The sequence below is a fragment of the Actinomycetota bacterium genome, from assembly GCA_030684515.1.
Lineage (GTDB): Bacteria > Actinomycetota > Actinomycetes > S36-B12 > S36-B12 > UBA11398.
Genome location: JAUXVJ010000009.1, coordinates 288,908 through 305,273, shown reverse-complemented (window position 1 = coordinate 305,273; position 16,366 = coordinate 288,908). Strand labels below are relative to the sequence as shown.

Here is a 16,366-nt window from a genome sequence, read left to right as displayed (position 1 = left end):
ATGCCTGACAGCCCTCAGCCCAGCATCATGGATCTGGTCTCCAAGACCGTGACTGACGCCAAGCGTCTGGCCAAGGCCAATTTGGCTCTGGCGCAAGCAGAGATGAAGGCCTCGCGCAACGCGATGACCAGCGCCACCGCCCTTGGTTTGGTTTCTCTCATCTCGGCACCTCTTGTTCTGATGTTCCTGCTGTTCACCATCGTCTATGTCCTTGTGCAACTCGGATTGCAGACGTGGGCGGCCTTTGGCATCGTCACTTTGCTCCTGCTTGGAGTCACGCTGCTCACAGCTCTGTTGGCAAGAAATCAGGCGCGCAAGATCAAGGGCCCAGCATTGGCTATTCGTGAAATGGAAAAGACTTCAGAGGCCTTCGCACCAACCGATACACCTTCCTGAACGTGGCGCTCGCTGAGCGCGTCATCTACGCGCCCGGACCTTGGCAGCATCGCGATGTCTCGGCGAATGGAGCTCGATTCCACGTAGTGGAGCAGGGCGCGGGCCCAGCCGTCATCCTGTTGCACGGCTTTCCGACATTTTGGTGGACCTGGCGCCAGCAGATTACCGCGCTTGCCGATGCTGGCTACCGCGCCATTGCTGTTGATATGCGTGGCTACGGAGGCTCCGACCACCCTCCACATGGCTATGACCCCTTCACTCTTGCTGCGGACATCGCCGGCCTGACGCGCAGCCTGGGCGAAGAACGCGCCGTCATCGTTGGTCACGGCTGGGGGGGGATGGTCGCGTGGGCGATGTCGGTTATGCATCCTGAGGTGGTTGCGGCCATCGTTCCCGTGGCGATGCCGCACCCCCGAAGTCTTCGCGGGAATCTTCTTAAACAGCAGCAGTTGAAGCGCTTGATGTACGCCGTGGGATTTCAAATTCCAATTCGCCCAGAACGTCGCTTGGCGAAGAAGGATGCAGCGAGAGTTGAACGCCTGCTGCGCAAATGGTCAGCCGACGATACCTGGGTCAACAATCAGTCTGAGATCTACCGTGCGGCCTTCAGTCGTTGGCCTACAGCCCATACATCGATCGAATACCACCGCTGGGCAGTCCGGTCGCTTCCTCGTGCTGACGGTCGGCGCTTCTATACAGCGATGAAGCAGGACGTCACTTGCCCTGTTCTGCACCTGCAGGGCGCCGACGACCCAATGTGCCTGCCAAGCACAAGCGAGGGCAGCGCCGACAGGTGCACCGGCCGATACGAATGGCATGAATTCTCAAGCGGTCACTTCCCTCAAGAAGAGACACCAGACGCATTCAATGCTGTTCTTCTGCAATGGCTGCGCAGACTTCCATGAGTTCCGAGCGATCCTTGCACTAGTCCCGAAGAACGCAGGTCCCGGTTGACACTGGCTTTTGCGCGCTGCTGCCTTCGATGATTGCCGGCTTCAGCTCACTTGAAGCAATCGCGAATCCAGTCGTCGCATCTCCTATGCCAGAGCCGAAGACCATGCCCAGCACAGCGCCATCAGGTGCAAGCAGAGGTCCACCAGAGTCTCCCTGGATGACATTGCCCTTGAAGGTGATCACTTGCCGCTGCACCCCTGACTTGCCGTAGATGTCGTCGCCACGCGCATCGACCAAAGCCCTGATTCGCGCCGGCAGGATCTGCAGATCTCCACCCCCCGGGTACCCGATTGCGACAGCATCCGATCCCGACGCAGGAGGACTGGTGCGCAAAGCCAGCGGCGGAACAGAGATCACGTCGATCTTCAAAGCCGCAACGTCAAGTTGCGGATCGAAGTAGACGACTGAAGCAGGCCATCTCTGGTTGCCAACCTGCACTTCTGGATTGGTCACGCCAGCAACCACATGCGCGTTGGTGAGAAGGAAGCCCTGGCCGACAAAGAATCCAGAGCCGGACAGACTTGTGCTGCAATCCGCTGCAATGCCAACGATGCGCGCGACCGAACTCGCAGACTGCTGAATGACTGGCGCATTGACCAATGAATCGTCAGGCGCGGGGACTTCAGGGCCAACGATTTCAGCCAGAGTCGAGAACACCCTTGGCAGCGCACCTTCGCCAACGGCATCACGAAGGTGAACGAAGGCATCGCGCACCTGGTCTGGCACGAGCCCGTCCAAGGTGGTGACCACTTTGGATTGCTGGATCATTGATGTGGCCTCTGTGCGCGGCAGCATCGCGATGGCACTGGCCAGAATCCAGGTCATCACCGCAAGTGCCAACACATTGAGCGCCGCGCCAAGAATGTTGTCGACCAATCGCGCTGGTCTCCACGTGATGGCATCACGCAGCCATCGACCAAGGATCGAAGTCAGGCCTTGGCCCAAGAGTGCTGACAACAGGATCGCACCGATCAGTATCACCGCGCGCATAACACCTTCGCTGACCCGAGAGGAGATCACATCGGGCAGTAAGAAGGCCGCCAGCAGGCCACCACCAAGGAATCCCGCGAAGGACAACAGGCCAGCCACGAAGCCCTGCCGCCATCCGGCCCAGGCAAAGACGATGACCGCGCCGATGAGTACCCAGTCGACCAGACTCACTAGCCACGCCCCGCTAAGCGAACCAACTTGGCCGCGGCCACCGGATCAGTGGGCCCCTCGCCATAGGCAGGACACCAGCGCACCAACGTGCATGCACCGCAGGCCGGTCGAATGGCATGGCATCGACGACGCCCATGCCAGATTAAGAGCTGGGATGCCTTGGTCCAATGCTTCTTGGGCCAAAGGACCATCAAATCGCGTTCGACTTTCACCGGGTCGGTGTGTGTTGTCCAGCCGAGTCGTCGAGCAAGCCGCCCAAGGTGCGTATCGACGGTGATGCCCGGAAGTCCGAAGGCTTCGCCGAGCAGCACATTTGCCGTCTTGCGACCGACACCGGGCAGCGTCACCAATTCTTCAAGGGTCATTGGCACTTCGCCATCGAAGCGATCACAGAGCTGCTGACCCAATCCCTGCAGGCTTGCTGCCTTGGCTCGGAAGAAGCCCGTGGGATAGATGATGCGCTCGATATCGGCTCGATCCGCCCCGGCGAAATCCGCCGCTGATCGATATCGCGCAAACAGCTCTGGAGTCACCTTGTTCACACGCACATCTGTGCTTTGAGCGCTCAAGATGGTGGCGGCCAGAAGCTGGAGGGGGGTGGTGAAGTCCAACTCGCACTTCACGTCTGGATATTGCTCCTCCAGGGCGAGAAATACGGCGCGAAATCGCCGTTTTTGTGTTGCCAACTCGACCATCCGGACAGCGTATGCGCCCACGTGATGACTAGCCGTGTACCGGGTCGCCGCCTGATAGGTCAGAATGTGTCTGTGGACGAAGTCGTGATGGGTGCCCCGCTGTTCGCAGCGTTGGATATCGAGGGTGCCACGGCACTGCGTGCCTCGCTGGTAGAGCGCACGGTCGTCAAGGGAGAAGTGCTCTTCGCTGAGGGAGAGCCCGGCGATCGCATGTACGTCATCGTTGACGGCAAGGTCAAGCTCGGTCAGACCTCTGCTGACGGTCGAGAGTCACTGCTGGCAGTGCTTGGCCCTGGTGAAATGTTCGGCGAACTCAGTTTGTTTGATCCAGGTCAGCGCACTTCGACAGCCACAGCACTCACCGATGCAGTCGTGCTCGGCTTGGGCAACGATCAACTCCGCCCGTGGCTTGCCGGCCGCCCCGAAGTTGCCACGGCATTGCTGCAGGCACTCGCGCGTCGCCTCCGACGAACCAATGAAGCCATGGCCGATCTCGTCTTCTCTGATGTGCCCGGACGCGTTGCCAAGGCATTGATGGATCTCGGCGAGAAGTTCGGCACCATCACGCCTGAGGGCTTGATGGTCACTCATGACATGACCCAAGAAGAACTCGCTCAACTCGTTGGAGCCTCGCGCGAGACAGTCAACAAGGCTCTGGCTGATTTTGCGCAGCGCGGTTGGATCCGACTCGAATCGCGTCAGGTGCTAATACTCGACGTCGAGCGTCTTGGTCGGCGGGCTCGTTAGATCCTCGTCAGTTGTGAACTGACCAAGGCCCTGCAAGTGCAGCAACTGCGCCTTCACCGACTGCAGAGCCGCAGGCCGTAGTTTCTCTGGAGTTGTGGCATACACCTGATCGAGCACCTCTTCAGAGGTGCGCAACCCAATAGTCGTTGCCACGCGCACTTCTTCAAGCCGCGCCACCCGATGCTCGTAGTAGCCATTGAGTATGTCGTCCGGCGCATCAAGACACGGGCCGTGGCCTGGCAGCAGCAAGCCGACTGCATTCTGCGCCACCGCATCTCGCATGCGCTTCAGGCTGTCCAGGTAAGCACCCACATTGCCGTCGGGAGCCGAGATAACTGCGGTTCCGCGACCGAGCACGGTGTCGCCGGTCAGCATCGAATTGTCATGCGTCATCAGAAAACTCACGCTGTCGCTGGAATGTCCGGGCGTGGAGATGACGCGAAGCTCTGTTTGATCAACCACGATCACGTCGCCGGTTTCAAGTCCTTCGGCACCCAGGCGAAACTCAGGATCAGCTGCACGCACATAGGACTTCGTCCGCTCAGCCAATGATTTTGCACCTGCCGAATGATCTGAGTGTCGATGGGTCAGCAGAATCGCGCCGATTTCAGCATCGCGCAATTCGGCAGCAGCGATGATCGCTTCGAAGTGTCCCTTCTCATCTGGACCGGGGTCGATCACAATGCACTTTCGCGAGCCCGGCACGTGCAGGAGCCAGGTGTTGGTGCCATCCAGAGTCATCACATTGGGATTGTGCGCCAGCACGCAAACTGCGCTATTCGTTACCGAACCGCCCTCCCACGAAGCCCGAGAACCAAGAAAAGGCAGCGGTCGGCCACTCATACGGGCCTGCTGGTCTCAGTCGGTGGTGCAGGACGATCGCTCGTGAGGATCTCACCCGTGCGGTCGTGCACGATGGCAAAGCTCGTGGAACCGTCGTCGTGCACATGCAGGCGATCCATACGCGGCACGATCTCACGCGCATGCGCGGCTTCGATGAGAAGTTCAATCTGCGAATGCTCAAGTAAATGCTCAAGGGCCGCTCGCGTCGGTGCCATCAGCAAGATCTCTCCGGCATTGGCTTCTTGAATGGCTTGGGCCGGCTCCAGCCAGCGGGCTTCAACCGCCTCAGTGCCCCGAGGTTGCGGGGCCTGGTCATCAGGCAGGTAGGCAACAAAGAATCGAACGTCGTAACGCAAGGGCTCCCACTCCGGCGTCACCCAGTGATCAATCACCACAAGTGTTCGCGGATCAACCACGACGCCCGCTTCCTCCTCCAACTCCCTGGCAGCGCAGACCAGCAAGCCGCGAGCTTCGCGTTCATCGGTGCTCAATCGACTTGCGAGTGCAGTGAAATCGAAGATGGGGTCATCGAGCAGCGCACCCTGTTCAAGATCTTCTGGATCCAGCCTTCCCCCGGGAAAGACATACGCATTTGCCGCAAAGGCCATTGTGCGAGCCCTCTTCATCATGTACGTCTCAAGACCGGATTCGGTCTCTCGCAGCAGCAGCACCGTGGCAGCCGAGCGAGGCGGCGCAGGGGCCCAGTTGGCCTTTCCGGAAGCGAGTTCTCGAGCACGCACGAGTGCGTCATCGGGAAGATCACTCACGAGCCAAGAACCTCCACAATGAGTTCGACCTCAACTGGCGCATCCAGCGGCAATGAAGCAACGCCAAGCGACGAGCGGGCATGCACCCCTGCATCGCCGAACGCTTGCCCCAACACAGCGCTCGCACCGTTGACGACAATCGGCTGGGAGGTGAAGCCGGGAGCGCTGGCGACAAAGCCCGTAACTTTCACCACGCGCACGACCTTCTCAAGGTCACCAATGACGCCCTTCACTGCGGCGATCGCATTGAGTGCGCAGATCTTGGCCAACTCTGCGGCCTCATCTGGCGTAACCTCAGCACCAACCTTGCCGGTCATCGGGATTTCACCATTGAGCATCGGCAACTGACCAGACGTGAACACCAGATTTCCTGAACGCACGGCAGGCACATATGCGGCCACCGGGGCAGCAATCTCGGGGACGCTCAGGCCAATTTCAGCAAGACGACTCTCGACTGTCATGTCAGGCGGCCGCAATCGGACGCTTCAGATACGCCACGAGCTGGTCGGTGTTTGGACCGGGTACGACCTGCACAAGTTCCCAGCCATCCATGCCCCAGTTATCCAGAATCTGCTTGGTGGCGTGAACGAGCAGCGGCACTGTGACGTATTCCCATTTGGTCATGCTCCAGACCCTAGCTGCATCGAGGCAACGCTCGACTACCGTCTCGGATTACGCTGACCGGATGGTCAACTGGTCGGGAACGGCACTGCATGTCGTCTCCGGCAAAGGTGGCGCGGGGAAAACAACGGTGGCAGCGGCCTTGGCCATGTGTCTGGCCCGCGATGGCAAGCGGACGCTGTTGATGGAAGTTGAAGGTCGGCAGGGCATCGCTCAGCTCTTTGACACCGCACCGCTGCCCTACGAGGAGCGCCGAATCGCTATTGCTCCCGGCGACGGTGAGGTCTGGGCATTGGCTGTTGACCCCGATGACGCCCTGGTCGACTACCTCGCCAGCTTCTACAACCTTGGTCGAGCCGGCTCTGCGATGCGAAAGATGGGGGCTATCGACTTCGCCACAACTTTGGCGCCAGGGCTTCGTGATGTGCTCCTCACTGGCAAGGCGTGCGAGGTCGTGCGACGAAAGACCAAGCGGGCGTCCAACGCATACGACCATGTCGTCATCGATGCCCCACCCACTGGTCGCATCGCGCAATTCCTCAATGTCACCGCACAAGTCTCCGCGCTTGCCAAGACCGGTCCCATCCATCGTCACGCCGAAATGGTGATGGGGGTCATTGGCTCGCCTCAGACGGCCGTGCACCTGGTGACCTTGCTTGAGGAAATGCCAGTGCAGGAGACCATCGACGGCATCAATGAGTTACGCGCGGCCCAGCTTCCCGTGGGTGCGGTGTTCGTCAACATGGTGCGCACGCCACTGCTCGATGAACGCCAGAGCGCACGGGTCCGCAAGGGCACGCTTCCCAGATCCAAGGTCGGTGAACTCGCTGTAGCAGCGGGCATCCGCCAGCCCGCCAAGGATGTTGCATCCGGCCTGCTGCAGGAGGCCATTGATCACGTACGCCGCACAGATCTTGAGGCGCGCGAACAAGAACGCATCGACGAACTTGAACTACCCCTGTTCACGCTGCCGTACTTAGCGCAAGGAGTTGCGCTTGGTGAGCTCTACGCACTCGCGGAGACCATGTTCGAAGAAGGCATCCAATGAGTGGATCGGTGTTGACCTCCCCTGCGCTACATCTCGACTCGATCGTTTCCGACCCAAACGTGCACATCATTGTGTGCACTGGTTCGGGTGGAGTCGGAAAAACGACAACAGCCGCAGCTATCGCATTGCGGGCGGCCGAAAGCGGTCGCAGGGTGTGTGTGCTGACGATCGACCCTGCCCGACGCCTTGCGCAGGCTATGGGCATTGCCGAGTTGGACAACACCCCAAGACCGGTCGAGGGCGTTGACACAGAAGCTGGCGGAAGCCTGGACGCGATGATGCTGGATATGAAGCGGACCTTCGACGACGTCGTCGAGCGACATGCTGACCCTGATCGCGCCAAGACCATTTTGGAGAACCCTTTCTACCAATCACTGTCGTCCTCGTTTGCCGGGACACAGGAGTACATGGCAATGGAGAAACTTGGTCAACTCCATGCCCAAGCACAAGCCGATGGCAGTTGGGATCTCATCGTTGTAGACACCCCACCGTCCCGGACGGCATTGGATTTCCTTGACGCACCCGCTCGGTTGGGATCCTTTCTTGATGGGCGCTTCATTCGCGTGCTGACAGCACCGGCACGTGGTGCAGGCAAGGGCATCGGAAGACTTGCTTCGGTGGGCTTCGGATTCTTCACAAGTGTGCTGTCACGGATTCTTGGATCACAGGTGCTCAATGACGTGGGTTCCTTCGTGGCCGCGATCGACACCACCTTCGGCGGATTTCGCGAGCGCGCGGATGCGACCTATGCGCTGTTGAAGGATTCCGGAACGTCATTTGTTGTAGTAGCGACCCCGGAAGCCGACGCACTGCGCGAGGCTTCGTACTTTGTTGAACGCCTGCACGCCGATGGCATGCCCTTGGCCGGACTCGTGCTCAATCGAGTTCAGGAGCTCAGCTTGCCGAAGGTCTCACGTGAGCAGGCGCTGGCAGCAGCCGAGCGCCTCAGTGACGGCGATGCCAACAGTCGCCTCGTTGCCTCGCTCCTGCTTCTGCACGCAGATCGCGCAGCCACCATGCAACGTCAGCAGCAACTCACGGCAAGATTCACATCAGCACATGCTCTGGTGCCGATCACAACAGTGCCGGCGCTAGCCGAGGATGTTCACGACCTTGAGGGACTTCGTCAGATTGGCGAGTTGCTCGCCGCTGAATAACCGACGATGTCTAGGAGACGCGCACAGCCATTGGCGTCTGTCGAGCAAAATCCTCGCTCGCGTTCTGCAGGAGCAGGCGCCAAGAGGCGACATTTGGACGACGGCGCAGCAGCGCACGGCGCTCACGCTCGGTCATGCCACCCCACACGCCAAATTCCACGCGGTTATCAAGGGCGTCTGCAAGACATTCCGTACGCACGATGCATCCGGAGCAAATAGCCTTCGCTCGATTCTGAGCGGCACCCTGCACGAACAATGTGTCTGGATCTGCTGTCCGGCATGCTGCTTGTGCTGCCCAGTCGGTGTCGAAGGTCATAAGTCGAACCCCTTTTGCTCGTTGATCATCTGATTTGTAGTGATCTGGCCCACAGGTATGACCGTGACGCTACGCAGATGAAGAGACCAACAATAGGTTCATAAGAACCATTTATTTATAGCTACAAAGAGCTATTCGATATCGATATAGGGAGGGTGACGATCAGCTGACACCGAGAGCGGCCTTTACCGCCGCGGCAACGGCTGCACCATCGGCTCGACCCTTGACGGCAGGCTGGACAAGCTTCATGACAGCCCCCATGGCTGCGCCCCCGGAAAGTCCCTGCTCACCGACCTGGGCCACCGCAGCGGTGATGATCGACTGCACCTCATCGGCGCTCAATCCCTCCGGAAGATAGGACTCCAGTACTGCGAGTTCATCGCGCTCCTTGGTCGCCAGCTCAGGGCGATCCGCAGCGTCATAGGCCTCCGCCGCCTCACGGCGCTTCTTGGCTTCCTTGCCCAATACTGCGAGTACGTCCTCATCGCTGAGTACGCGCGCTTGCTTGCCCGCTACCTCTTCATTTGTGACGGCCGTGAGCGCCATGCGCAGTGTGGAAGCGGTGAGTTGATCTCGCGCCTTCATCGCAGTCTTCAGATCGGCCTGCAGTTGGGCTTTGAGTACGGTCATATCGGCATTGTGGCCTACCCGCAATTGCTGGGAACAGCCTTGGGGTGTCACCATCGACCCATGGGTATTGGCAAAGCAGTCGTCGGCACGGCTGCACTCGGGGCGGCTGGATTGGCCTATGCCTACTGGGAGACGCAAGCCTTCACCGTGCGCAGGGCAGAAGTCACGGTGCTTCCACTGGGGCAACCGGACCTGCGGATCCTACATATCTCGGACATGCATTTCGTCCCAGGTCAGAGCAAGAAACACCTGTGGCTGCAGTCCTTGCGCGATCTTGAGCCGGACCTCGTTGTCGTGACCGGCGATTTCCTGGCAGATCTGGATGCGATTCCGCATGTGCTCGACAGCCTGGACCCACTCTTTGATCTGCCGGGTGCCTTCGTGCTTGGCAGCAATGACTACTTCGCGCCACGACCCCTCAACCCCTTCATGTACTTCAAGTCGCCGACCCAACGCGAGCCGGTTCGGCCGATGCTGCCCTGGCAGGATCTCGTTGACGGGCTGATAGACATGGGCTGGCAGGACCTGACGAATCAATCGGCAACGATGAAGGCCGACGGGCGAGCTCTTGAACTGCGCGGGGTTGACGATCCGCACATCAGCCGCGATCGCTATCAGGACGTGGCCGGTCCCTTTGACCCGGATGCCGACTTGGCGATCGGCGTCGTACATGCGCCGTATCGAAGAGTGCTTGATGGCTTCGTCGGTGATGGCGCTGACCTCGTGCTTGCCGGGCACACCCACGGCGGACAACTGCGCGTCCCTGGCTTCGGAGCTCTGGTCACCAATTGCGATTTGGATCGCAAGGCTTCGCGTGGCCTGTCCACCTATGAGCTCCAAGACGCTGATGGTCAGCTGAAGAGCTCGCCATTGCACGTCTCCGCTGGATGCGGCACATCGCCTTATGCGCCTTTCCGATTTGCCTGTCGACCAGAGGCAACCCTGCTCACCCTGACCGCCCCGCTGTCGTCCTCGCTCCGTTAGACTCCGCTGGTCCTTCGGGGTGTGGCGCAGCTTGGTAGCGTGCTTCGTTCGGGACGAAGAGGTCGTGGGTTCGAATCCCGCCACCCCGACGCTGATGCGGGGGCCGACGCGGAGTCGGCCCCCGCATTTAAATAGGAGGCTGTCGACATGAATCGTCGTCCGTCTGTGAGCGAGCTCGGCAAGGTGACGGGACGCTATGTCCAATCGATGGGCTGGCGATCAATCAATCTGCACACGCACATCTCCTTGGTGAACAAGTACGTCTACTTCGAGGTTCCAAAGGCCGGCTGCGGCACGATGAAGTCAACTCTGGGCGGACTGGAAGCTTCGCGCTTCAGCGAGGCCCTCGTTGAGCAGATTCAAGACAACCCCCATAACCGAAAACTGGCGACACCCTTCATCAAGCCATACCAACTTCCACAGGCAGAGCTTGAAGATGTGCTCACCAGTCGAAAGCTGCAGCGATTCGCGATTGTTCGCGAGCCAGCATCGCGACTGCTCTCAGGGTGGCTGGAGAAGATCACCCAAGGCCTGCAACAAAGTGAACCAATTTTTGAGATTCTTAAAGAACAGGGGCGGGCTCCCGCGAGCCCTCAAGACATCAGCTTCGCCGACTTCATCGACGTGGTGACGGCACTGCCTTCACGGCAACAGGATCCGCATTGGCGGCGCCAAACCGATCAGGTCGGCTTTGGCTTCATCAAGTTCAATGCCCTCATCCATCTTGAAGACCTCGAAGACTCCTGGGACCTTCTCGGCAGGCTGACTTCCACGCCTGACTTGAAGGAGGAGTTCTTCTGTCGCAAGGCGACAAACGCCGGCTCACATATGAACGAGCACTACACACCTGAACTTCTGACCAAAGTGGTCAAGGCCTATGCCGCGGACTACGAGGCCTTCGGCTATGCCGTACCGCGCCTGGGTTAGCGCGACAAAGCATGCACTGCAGCCCTTGGCTGACCCAGCCGATGCCATAGGAATGCAGCGCTACATGAAGGACATCGCGCCGTACCTCGGCATCAGAAGCGCTCCCCGCCGCAAGGCACAGAAGCTCGCTTGGAAAGCCCTGCCCGTGCTTGACGAAAGCAACCTCGCTCGATTCGCACATGAGATGTGGAAACTGCCGCAGCGAGAATTTCAATATGCTGCCATTGATGCGTTCGACTGGTACCGAGGCGAACTGAAAGCAGACTTCCTGCTTCAGCCTGTGCAGTACTTGGTGGCCACCAAGCCATGGTGGGACACGGTCGACGGACTCGGATCAGCGATCATCACGCCTTTGGTCAACACCTACCCTGAGCTTCAAGGAACCATGTGGCAGTGGCTGAAGTCAAAGGACATCTGGCTGGCTCGAGCGGCGATTCAACACCAACGTGGCAACAAGGATGAGACAGATCTGGAGCTGCTCTTTGCCATGTGCGAGGTACACATCAGTGATCGCGAGTTCTGGCTTGCCAAGGCAATCGGCTGGGCCTTGCGAGATGCAAGCGCGTATTGGCCACAGGATGTGCAGGCCTTCGTTGACAGTCATCCCAACATTGCCCCGGTTGCTAAGCGCGAAGCTCAACGCGGAATCGATCGCGCGCTAATGCGGCAAAGGCCTTAGGCGCATCATAGCCTTCACAACTTCACTCAACTCTGGAGCCGGCGGAATCTTCTTTTCAGGATTCACCAAGATTGAGCGGAGGAAATGGGCAAGCAATCGCTTCGACGCAACTCCGGCGACATCTCCGCCTGCGTCCACAATGTCAGTGTTTGCCAGTATTTGCCGCCATGAAGATCATCAAGTCCAGGGGCGAGTAGTCCTTGCGCAAGCAGCCGCGCCGCTTTGCCCGACGGGTCATTACCCGAAGACCCTCAACTCCGCGCAGGCGCGTGGACTCGAATTCCGGAGACAGCGGAAAGCTCATCGTCATGACGTCTGCGTAGCCACGGAATGAGAACTGCAAATCGAACAGTCCGGTCAGGACATTGCCAAGACCATCACAGGGGTCCGATTCCTTGAGTGCTTCTTGGTTTGAATTTGCCCAGCCATTGATCGCTGGCTCGTAGACAGCAACGATGAGTTCGGCCCACGACGGGAACCGACGGTAGAGGGTTCCGATGCCCACTCCGGCTTTCTTGGCCACTTTTCGAGAGAGGGCCTTGCTTCACGCCGACAAATAGCTCGTGCAAACAACACCACACCCTCACGAAGATCCGACAAGAATTCATTCCTCTACATAAGGGCTCCAGTTCCACGTGCCACATTCCATCTCACTGAAACAACTTCATTCACGGGGTTAGACATCCTGATCCGGATCTTCGTATCTGCTGAGATCACTTGCGGTCTGTCGCTTGACATTTCGCTCCCACAACGCTGCGAATCCTCACTGGTCAGGAGGCAATCAAACTCGGGGCAATCCCGCGCGAAAAGAAATTGATAATGCGACATTCAATTGGTGAAAAGCGGTTGACGCTCACTCTCAGTGCACTCACACTCACAGTTCTGCGCTCCCAGAGAGGTGCCCAGCGCTTTACGACTGAGAGGTGGCGAGATGTTGCGATCATCTTCAAGCCGAATTGCACGGAGCTTGCTCGTGATATTGATTGTGACATTTGCCGTCACTGCGATGCTGAGTCTCGCTCCTGGTTCTGTTGCCGGCGTGATCCTGGGCGAGAATGCCACGCCTGATCAGGTGGCCGCACTAAATGAGAAGCTGGGATTGAACCAGCCAATTCTGGTGCAGTACTGGAATTGGCTGATCAATGCGCTGCAAGGAGATCTAGGCAACTCAGCAATCACAGGTCAGTCGGTGACTTCTGCCATCATCGAGCGAATTCCCGTCACACTTGAGTTGGCACTTCTTGCGGTTTCGATGGCACTCGTTATTGCAGTACCCCTGGCGATCATCTCCGCCACGCGCCCTGGTTCTCGCACGGATCGAGTGATCAATGCATTCTCGTCGATGTTCCTGTCGATCCCCGCGTTCGTTGCTGGGCCCGTGCTCATCTATCTGTTCGCAGTGCAATTCAATCTCTTCCCGGTCAACGGGTGGAGTCGCATCGAGGAAGACGGACTCCTACTGAACTTGCGTTCTGCGTTTCTCCCGGCTCTTGCAATTGCCCTTCCCGAGATTGCTTCCTTCCACCGGCTCCTACGCACCGATCTCATCACCACATTGCGCGAGGACTACATCGCAGCAGCACGGGCAAAGGGCATGACTGGATCATTTGTGCTGGTGCGGCACGCACTTCGTCCGTCATCGTTCTCCCTTGTCACCCTCTTCGGCATCAACCTCGGTCGAGCAATTGGTGGCGCAGTCATCGTGGAGAGTCTGTTCTCGCTGCCTGGCTTGGGACAGTTGGTGGTCACATCCATATCTGCACGCGACATCACGATGGCAACGGGTGTGGTCGTATTCACCGCTGTCGTCTATGTCGTGATCAATACGTGCATTGATTTCAGTTACGGATTCTTAGATCCAAGAGTGCGCAAAGGATCAACTTCATGACGGTAACGACGCATACAAGCGACATGGCCGAACCGCTCTCTGGCGGAACAGGCCTCGCCCCCACAAATGATCCGCTGGTTCCGGCAACTCAGAAAACACGCTCCGTGATGGTGTATCTGTCGTTCGCGTGGCTGGCGTTGGTTGTCTTCTTAGCGCTTTTCGCGAGTCTGCTGCCGATTGGCTCCTACGAGGTTCCTATAGGCAGGCCACGCCAGCCACCACAGCTCGGCTCAATTGAGATGCTGCTGGGAACTGATCAACTCGGTAGATCCGTTCTGGCCAGGCTCGTCTATGGAGCAAGAGTCTCGCTATTGGTCGGAACCGTTTCAGGGATAGCCGGCTTCACCATCGGTACGACGCTTGGGATGATCGGCGGGTACTTCGGACGAAAGATTGATGCGGTCATCACTATTGTCACTGATGCCCTCTTGGCCTTCCCCGCGCTGATCCTCCTGCTTGCGCTCTCTTCCATCTTGACCCCGAGTTTGCAGACGATGATGATCGGGTTGACCCTCATTGTGGTGCCCACGTTCGTGCGATTGTCGCGGGCGACCACGATTGCATGGAACGCTCGTGAGTTCATCCGAGCAGCGCGCAATATGGGAGCTGGAAACACCCGGATCATCGCTAGGGAACTGCTGCCGAATGTACTGCCGCCAATCGCCACCTACCTGCCGATTGTCATCGCAGCTCTCATCGTCGCGGAAGGTTCTTTGAGCTTCCTTGGACTCGGCATCCCTCCGCCAACTCCAAGCTGGGGCGGGATGATCGCATCCGGCAAAGACGTGATCGCCAACTATCCGGCCTTGGTATTCATTCCGGCAGGGGTCATCTTCCTGACTGTGTTCTCACTCAATCAAGCTGGAGACTTCCTCCGGGTTCGCCTTGATCGCACGATGCAGGACTAGTACCAACGAGTGGGGAATGCATTCACCATTCACAACACAACCGAAGGGAATTCGATGAAACGAATGAGGAAATCGATCCTCACCACCTCCATGGTGAGTGTCGCGGCACTATTGCTTGCGGCATGCGGTGGAGGTGGAGAGGCGGACGTAACCAGCACAGGTGGCACCACCTCAGGCGAGCCTGTAGCGGGCGGTAGTGCATCACTCCTGATGATGACGGAGCCAACCAGTCTGGATCCGGCGAAGATCACAGTGGGTTACTCGGGAAGCGCTCCCGTGGGAACCTCGCTCTACGGAACGCTCTTCACGCAGGACCTCACCACGTACGAATTGGTTCCCTCAATCGGAGAGAGCCTGACGTCGAGTGACGCTGGCAAGACCTTCGACCTCAAGCTCCGGCCTGGCGTCACCTTCAGCGACGGCTCCGCACTCAATGCTGAGGCCGTGAAGTTCAATTGGGATCGCATGAAGAATCCCGAGTTGGGATCCGCTTCGTTGGGCACGGCTGCGCAGGTGACCTCTACCAAAGTTGTCGATGACCTGACCATGCAATTCACCATGGGAGTGCCCAATCCGAACTTCGGGCAGGGCATCACAGTCTCGTCGCTGAACTGGATTGCTTCCCCGGCCGCGCTGAAGAAGGGCTCAGAGGCGTTCGATGCCAATCCAATCGGTGCCGGTCCTTTCACATTGAAGAGTTGGATTCGCCAGGACAAGATGGAACTGTCCAAGAACCCCTCGTACTGGAATGCGCCAAAGCCGTACCTCGACTCCCTCACGATCCGCACAGTTCTGGATTCCGCACAACGCCTGAACACCCTCCAGGCAGATGGCGTGGATATTGTTGTTGATAACAAGGCCGACAACACTCAGAAGGCCGAAGCTGCCGGTTACGGCACCTACCAGGTGATGCTCAATGGCGGCAATGGCTTCGCCTTGAACTTCCGCAAGGCGCCATTCGATGATCCCAAGGTACGAGAAGCATTCGTGAAGGCGATCGATATCAGCCTCATCAACGAGGTTGTCTACGAAGGCGTGGCAGAACTGCCAACATCGCTCTTCAATGCTGATGCCCCGTTCTACACAGGAACGGAGATCACGCAGTTCAATGCCACCGAAGCGCAGGCGCTCTTCGATGAGATTGCAGCAAAGCAGGGAAAGCCCGTGGCGATCACGCTGACCGCGTACTCACTGCCACCGAGCAATACCGTCGCTCAGGCGATGCAGGCACAGATGTCGACCTACAAGAACGTCACCGTGAAGGTGGAGGAGTTCGACTTCCCCACTGCACAGGGCAAGTCACTCAGTGGTGACTTCCAGGCGATGAGTTCGGGGACGAACTTCCTGGATCCGGAGACCCAGATGTACACCTGGTTCCACGGGGATTCGAAGGGGAACACCAGCGGCATCAATGATCCGGTGCTCAATGATGCGCTCGACACCGGACGCCAGGCGACTGACATCGGTGAGCGCAAGGATGCCTACGCGATCGCTCAGGAGCGGATCACGTCGCTGAATCCTTACCTCTGGTACGTCACACCTCAGGGCTACTTCTGGACAGGAAAGAAGTTCGGAGGCGGCATCGAGTACTACGGCAGTGGCTCACTTGTCACTGAAGGACTGTGGATGCAGCCATAGAAGTGCG

Annotated in this window: 20 protein-coding genes and 1 tRNA gene; 12 read left to right on the top strand and 9 right to left on the bottom strand. The window is 58.6% G+C overall.

From position 1 onward, the window contains the following. Together Q8M73_03260 and Q8M73_03255 are read left to right on the top strand one after the other, a co-directional pair. The gene (locus Q8M73_03260; GenBank protein ID MDP2287565.1) at positions 1–396 is read left to right on the top strand and encodes a phage holin family protein; all 396 of its coding nucleotides are present in this window, start codon (positions 1–3) and stop codon (positions 394–396) included. A 2-nt stretch (positions 397–398) separates the two neighbouring features. Then, positions 399–1,301, top strand: a complete 903-nt coding sequence (locus Q8M73_03255; protein MDP2287564.1) for an alpha/beta hydrolase — start codon at positions 399–401, stop codon at positions 1,299–1,301. A gap of 19 nt (positions 1,302–1,320) precedes the next feature. On the opposite strand, the gene Q8M73_03250 is transcribed toward Q8M73_03255, so the two are convergent. Further along, complete coding sequence (locus Q8M73_03250; GenBank protein ID MDP2287563.1) at positions 1,321–2,511, bottom strand: MarP family serine protease; 1,191 nt, start codon at positions 2,509–2,511, stop codon at positions 1,321–1,323. Continuing rightward, a complete protein-coding gene (nth, locus tag Q8M73_03245) occupies positions 2,511–3,206 on the bottom strand; it encodes an endonuclease III (GenBank protein MDP2287562.1) in 696 nt (231 codons plus the stop codon). The genes Q8M73_03250 and nth overlap by 1 nt, the downstream gene beginning before the upstream one ends. A 72-nt stretch (positions 3,207–3,278) precedes the next feature. Here nth and Q8M73_03240 point away from each other — a divergent pair, with 72 nt between their 5' ends. Then, positions 3,279–3,953, top strand: a complete 675-nt coding sequence (locus tag Q8M73_03240; GenBank protein MDP2287561.1) for a Crp/Fnr family transcriptional regulator — start codon at positions 3,279–3,281, stop codon at positions 3,951–3,953. Here Q8M73_03240 and Q8M73_03235 read toward each other — a convergent pair. From Q8M73_03235 to Q8M73_03220, 4 genes are all read right to left on the bottom strand, one after another. Next, positions 3,912–4,694 (bottom strand): MBL fold metallo-hydrolase, encoded by a 783-nt coding sequence (locus Q8M73_03235; GenBank protein ID MDP2287560.1) that lies wholly within the window; start codon positions 4,692–4,694, stop codon positions 3,912–3,914. The genes Q8M73_03240 and Q8M73_03235 overlap by 42 nt on opposite strands. Positions 4,695–4,792: 98 nt before the next feature. Further along, complete coding sequence (locus Q8M73_03230) at positions 4,793–5,563, bottom strand: NUDIX hydrolase (protein ID MDP2287559.1); 771 nt, start codon at positions 5,561–5,563, stop codon at positions 4,793–4,795. Beyond that, positions 5,560–6,024 carry a RidA family protein gene (locus tag Q8M73_03225; protein MDP2287558.1) on the bottom strand — a complete coding sequence of 155 codons (465 nt, stop codon included), beginning with the start codon at positions 6,022–6,024 and terminating at the stop codon, positions 5,560–5,562. Before Q8M73_03225 ends, Q8M73_03230 begins: the two co-directional genes overlap by 4 nt. A gap of 1 nt (position 6,025) precedes the next feature. Beyond that, positions 6,026–6,187, bottom strand: coding sequence for a hypothetical protein (locus tag Q8M73_03220; protein MDP2287557.1), 162 nt, complete (start codon positions 6,185–6,187; stop codon positions 6,026–6,028). A gap of 61 nt (positions 6,188–6,248) precedes the next feature. Between Q8M73_03220 and Q8M73_03215 the strand changes: the two genes are divergently transcribed. Then, entirely contained in the window at positions 6,249–7,232 is a 984-nt protein-coding gene (locus tag Q8M73_03215; protein ID MDP2287556.1) for an ArsA-related P-loop ATPase, read from the top strand. Then, on the top strand, positions 7,229–8,389 hold the full coding sequence (locus tag Q8M73_03210; GenBank protein ID MDP2287555.1) for an ArsA-related P-loop ATPase: 1,161 nt from the start codon (positions 7,229–7,231) through the stop codon (positions 8,387–8,389). Before Q8M73_03215 ends, Q8M73_03210 begins: the two co-directional genes overlap by 4 nt. Before the next feature lie 10 nt (positions 8,390–8,399). Here the strand turns inward: Q8M73_03210 and Q8M73_03205 are convergent, their stop codons facing one another. Continuing rightward, on the bottom strand, positions 8,400–8,705 hold the full coding sequence (locus Q8M73_03205) for a WhiB family transcriptional regulator (GenBank protein MDP2287554.1): 306 nt from the start codon (positions 8,703–8,705) through the stop codon (positions 8,400–8,402). 162 nt (positions 8,706–8,867) lie between these two features. Beyond that, positions 8,868–9,335: a GatB/YqeY domain-containing protein gene (locus Q8M73_03200; protein ID MDP2287553.1), complete on the bottom strand. Its 468-nt coding sequence runs from the start codon at positions 9,333–9,335 to the stop codon at positions 8,868–8,870. A 60-nt stretch (positions 9,336–9,395) separates the two neighbouring features. Between Q8M73_03200 and Q8M73_03195 the strand changes: the two genes are divergently transcribed. From Q8M73_03195 to Q8M73_03180, 4 genes are all read left to right on the top strand, one after another. Further along, entirely contained in the window at positions 9,396–10,319 is a 924-nt protein-coding gene (locus tag Q8M73_03195; protein ID MDP2287552.1) for a metallophosphoesterase, read from the top strand. 15 nt (positions 10,320–10,334) lie between these two features. Then, a tRNA-Pro gene (locus Q8M73_03190) sits at positions 10,335–10,408 on the top strand. A 58-nt stretch (positions 10,409–10,466) separates the two neighbouring features. After that, positions 10,467–11,246, top strand: a complete 780-nt coding sequence (locus Q8M73_03185) for a sulfotransferase family protein (protein ID MDP2287551.1) — start codon at positions 10,467–10,469, stop codon at positions 11,244–11,246. Beyond that, positions 11,224–11,925, top strand: coding sequence for a DNA alkylation repair protein (locus Q8M73_03180; GenBank protein ID MDP2287550.1), 702 nt, complete (start codon positions 11,224–11,226; stop codon positions 11,923–11,925). The genes Q8M73_03185 and Q8M73_03180 overlap by 23 nt, the downstream gene beginning before the upstream one ends. 142 nt (positions 11,926–12,067) lie before the next feature. On the opposite strand, the gene Q8M73_03175 is transcribed toward Q8M73_03180, so the two are convergent. Then, the gene (locus Q8M73_03175) at positions 12,068–12,448 is read right to left on the bottom strand and encodes a TetR/AcrR family transcriptional regulator (protein MDP2287549.1); all 381 of its coding nucleotides are present in this window, start codon (positions 12,446–12,448) and stop codon (positions 12,068–12,070) included. A 408-nt stretch (positions 12,449–12,856) separates the two neighbouring features. On the opposite strand from Q8M73_03175, the gene Q8M73_03170 reads away from it, so the two are divergent. From Q8M73_03170 to Q8M73_03160, 3 genes are read left to right on the top strand one after another with little or no spacing between them, the layout of a single operon-like run. Further along, a complete protein-coding gene (locus Q8M73_03170; protein ID MDP2287548.1) occupies positions 12,857–13,813 on the top strand; it encodes an ABC transporter permease in 957 nt (318 codons plus the stop codon). 23 nt (positions 13,814–13,836) lie between these two features. Beyond that, entirely contained in the window at positions 13,837–14,721 is an 885-nt protein-coding gene (locus Q8M73_03165) for an ABC transporter permease (protein MDP2287547.1), read from the top strand. Positions 14,722–14,775: 54 nt separating this feature from the next. Continuing rightward, a complete protein-coding gene (locus Q8M73_03160) occupies positions 14,776–16,359 on the top strand; it encodes an ABC transporter substrate-binding protein (protein MDP2287546.1) in 1,584 nt (527 codons plus the stop codon). Positions 16,360–16,366: the final 7 nt, after the last annotated feature.